This window comes from Streptomyces sp. NPDC055239, from assembly GCF_053606205.1.
Genome location: NZ_JBSGRD010000033.1, coordinates 1 through 4,472 on the forward strand (window position 1 = coordinate 1; position 4,472 = coordinate 4,472).

The 4,472-nt window shown below is 70.5% G+C and carries 1 protein-coding gene; it reads right to left on the reverse strand.

Features of this window, described 5'->3' with window-relative positions; genetic code table 11:
* Window positions 1-4,472 (reverse strand): SDR family NAD(P)-dependent oxidoreductase (locus ACWFRJ_RS44495; protein WP_453544807.1); only part of this gene is annotated, 4,472 nt, incomplete at both ends.

Genomic DNA, 4,472 nt, shown 5'->3' on the forward strand with positions numbered 1-4,472 from the left:
GACATGGCCCGTTGTCGGGAGAATTCCACGAATGTCGTCGGTGTGGACATCACGGTCACGCCGCCGGCCAGTGCCAGGGTGCACTCGCCGTTGCGGAGCGCCTGCGCTGCCAGGTGCAGGGCCACCAGCGACGACGAGCAGGCGGTGTCGATCGTGATCGCGGGTCCTTCCAGGCCCAGTTGGTAAGCGATACGGCCCGAGGCCACGCTCGACGCGTTGCCGAGCATGCGGAAGCCGTCCATGCCCTCGACGGGTTCGTGCAGCGGGGGTCCGTACTCTCCGGGCATCAGTCCGGCGAACACGCCGGTTCTGCTGCCGCGCAGTGAGGTCGGGTCGACGCCGGTCCGCTCCAGGGCCTCCCAGGCGGTCTCCAGAAGCAGCCGCTGCTGCGGGTCCATCGCTACAGCCTCACGCGGGCTGATCCCGAAGAACTCGGGCTCGAACACCGCGGCGTCGTGCAGGAATCCGCCGCGGCGGGTGTACGTCTTGCCAGCGCGGTCGGGGTCCGGGTCGTAGAGGTCCGCGATGTCCCAGCCGCGGTCGGTGGGGAACTCGGTGATCGCGTCGACACCGTTCAGGGTCGCCTGCCACAGTTCCTGGGGGGAGTCGATACCGCCGGGGTAGCGGCAGGCCATGCCGACGATGACGATCGGGTCGTCGTCCGTGGGTGTGGTGATGGCGACCGGGGCGGTCGGGCCGGTGTGGGTGCCTTGGATCTGTTGGTCCAGGAAGCCGACGAGTGCGGTCAGGGTGGGGTAGTCGAAGACCAGTGTGGAGGGCAGCCGCAGGCCGGTCGCGGTCTGCAGACGCTGGCGTAGTTCCAGGCCGGTCAGTGAGTCGAAGCCCAGCTCGCGGAAGGCCCGGTCCGCGTCCACCGAGGACGCCGAACCATGCCCCAGTACCAACGAGACCTGTGAACCGACCAGTTCGAGCAGCGCGGCCGCACGGTCCGCGGCATCCAGAGCCGCCATGCCCGCGCTCCACGACGAGGACTGGCCGGCGCCTACGGCTGCTGCCGCACGGCGCGCGGGTGCACGGACGAGAGACTTGAAGACCGGGGGCAGATTGTTCTGTGCCGCCTGGTTCCGCAGAGCCGGCAGGTCCAGGCGGGCGGGGAACAGGGTGGCCCGGTCGGCGGCGAGAGCCGTGTCGAAGAGGGCCAGTCCCTGCGCCGGGGACATCGGGGCGAGCCCGCCCCTGGTCAGTCGGGCGAGGTCGGCGTTGTCGAGGTGGGCGGTCATCGTGCTGTCGCTGGTCCACAGGCCCCAGGCGAGCGATGTCGCGGCGAGGCCTTCCGCCCGGCGTGACTGGGCCAGCGCGTCCAGGTAGGCGTTTGCCGCCGCGTAGTTGCTCTGTCCTGCGGTGCCCATCACACCGGCGGCCGACGAGAACAGGACGAAGCCCGCCAGGTCCGCATCACGCGTCAGTTCATCCAGCAGCCGTGCACCCTCGACCTTGGGCCGCATGACTGTGTCTAGGCGCTCTGGTGTCAGGGCGGTCACGACGCCGTCGTCGAGTACTCCCGCTGCGTGAATCACCGCGGTCAGCGGATGCCCGGCCGGAATGCCGGCCAGTGCCGCCGTCAGCCCGGCCCGGTCGGCCACGTCACAGGCCGCGAACGACACCGTCGCTCCGGCCGCCGTCAGCTCATCGACCAGCTCCTGCGAGCCCTCAGCACCCCGACGCCCGACCAGCAACAGATGCCGCACCCCGTGCTCGGCCACCACATGGCGGGCCACCAACCCGCCCAACGCCCCGCCCGCACCGGTGATCAGCACCGTCCCGTCCGGCTTCCACTCCGGCACCACTCCCGCGTCCACGGCAACCGGCACCAACCGCGGAACGAACAACCGGCCCCCGGCCACGGCAACTTGCGGCTCACCACAGGCAACAGCCAGCGCCACAGATTCCTTCAGGTCATCGCCCTCCGCCGTGTCGACGGCCAGAACCCGACCCGGGTGCTCGGCCTGCGCCGAGCGCAGCAGACCCCACACCGCAGCCGTCGCCGGATCCGGCGTCCCCGTCACATCACCACGGGTGACCACGGCCAGCCGGGCACCCTCATCGTCCGCCGACACCGCCAGGAACCGCTGCACGGCCTCCAGCACCTCGGCCACGACCGTAGGGACGTCGCCGCCGGGCTCGACGTACTCGACCACGACCTCCGCCGGCACACTCCCGGCGCCGTTCGGAACCGGAACATCTGTCCACTGCACCTCGAACAGCGGATCAGCGGCCACTGCCGCACCCAGTTGTTCCTGCGACATCGGCTGCAACCGCAACTCGTCCACCGTCACCACCGGCAGACCCGCACCGTCGAACGCCGCAAGCCGCACGGCACCATCGGCGTTCCGCGTCAGTCGTACCCGCAGGGCGGACGCGCCCACCGAATGCAGCCGCACCCCACTCCACGAGAACGGCACCTTCATGTCACCCGACGGCAGCGGGTGCAGTGCGGCGTCCAGCAGCGCCGGATGAATGCCGAATGCGTCGGGTTCGACGGCCAGTTGGACCTCGGCGAACGTCTCGTCGCCCACATGCCACAGGGCGTGCAGGCCCTGGAACACGGGCCCGTATCCGTACCCCACATCGGCCAGCCGCTCGTACGCGTCGGCGATGTCGACGCGCTGGGCTCCTGCGGGCGGCCACGTGCCCTCCAGCCGCTCCTGCGCCACCACCGGGCCGGCGGCCAGCACACCCACAGCGTGCCGGACCCACTCCATCCCCGCGTCAGCGTCCACATCCGCGCCCGCGTCCTGGACCCGGGAGTGCACGGCGATTGACCGGCGCCCCGCATCGTCCGCAGCCCCCACCGACACCTGCACCGCCACCGAGGCATCCCCCGACAGCACCAGCGGACGCTCCAGCGTCAACTCCTCCAGCACCTCGCAGCCGACTTCGTCGGCTGCTCGGAGGGCGATTTCCACGAAGGCGGTGCCGGGCAGGATGACTGTGCCGAACACGGCGTGGTCTTCCAGCCACGGGTGGGTGGCGCGGGATACGCGTCCGGTGAGTACGACGTCGTCGCCGCCCGCGAGGCGCACGGCCGCGCCGAGCAGCGGATGCCCTGCGGGATGCAGTCCGAGCCCGGCGGCGTCCACCACCGAACGGCCCGTCGGTAGCCAGTGGCGGCGGCGCTGGAAGGCGTAGGTCGGCAGCTCGACCAGGCGTCCGCCCGCTACCCACGGTGACCAGTCCACGTCGACGCCCGCGACGAACACCTCGGCCAGGCTCTGCAGCAGCCGGGACTCCTCGCCCTCGTTGCGGCGGAGCGTGCCGACCGCGATCACACCGGCCACGCCGCTGCTCTCCGCGGCCTGGGTCACCGCGCCCGTCAGGACGGGGTGGGGGCTGCTCTCGACGAAGACGCGGTGCCCGGCCTCAAGCAGTGCCTCCAGGGCGGCGTCGAAGCGGACGGTCTGACGCAGGTTGGTGAACCAGTACTCCGCATCCATCACGGCGGTGTCGATCGCCTCGCCGTACACCGTCGAGAACAACGGGATGTGACCGCTACGAGGTGTGATGTCGGCCAGTACGTCCAGGAGTTCGGCCTTGAGGTCTTCGACCTGCGGCGAGTGGGAGGCGTAATCCACCGCGATACGACGCGCCTGAATTCCATCCGCCTCACACCCGGCGATCAATGTGTCCAGTTCGTCGGGAGTGCCGGACACGACGACTTGCTCGGGTCCGTTGACCACCGCGACCTGAAGTCCATCCGTCAGCCGTCCGGTCACCTGCTCCTCGGGAGCCAGCACCGAGACCATGCCGCCGCGTCCGGACAGTCGCAGGATCGCGCGGCTGCGCAGCGCCACCACGCGCGCCGCATCTTCCAGCGTCAGCGCCCCGGCCACGCACGCGGCTGCGATCTCGCCCTGGGAATGCCCGACCACCGCGGCCGGACGCACACCCAACGACTGCCACAGCTCTGCCAGCGACACCATCACCGCGAACAGCACCGGCTGCACCACATCAACGCGCCGCAACACCTCCTCATCGCCGCCCCGCACCACATCCAGCAGCGACCAGCCCTCAACGTAGGGCTCCAGAGCGGCGGCGCACTCCGCCATCCGCGCCGCGAACACCGGCGAAAACTCAAGCAGTTCACGAGCCATGCCGATCCACTGCGAACCCTGACCCGGGAACACAAACACCACACCGTTGGAGGACGCGCCACGGCCCGCGACGACACCCGTCGCCGGGCGGCCGACGGCCAACTCCCTCAGACCAGAGGCAAACTCCGAACCACCACCACCGAGAACCACCGCCCGGTGCTCAAGGACTGCACGTCCCCCGGTCAGCGTGAATCCCACATCCCGCGGGTCGAGCGCGGACCCTTCACTGATCCGGGCCAGTAGACGAGTGGTCTGCTCGGCCAGTGCCGCCTCGGTCCGCCCCGACAGCACCCACGGCACGACGCCGTCGCGTACCGGCTCGGCTTCGTCGGCCGATGCCGGCTCCTCGGCGGGCGCGGC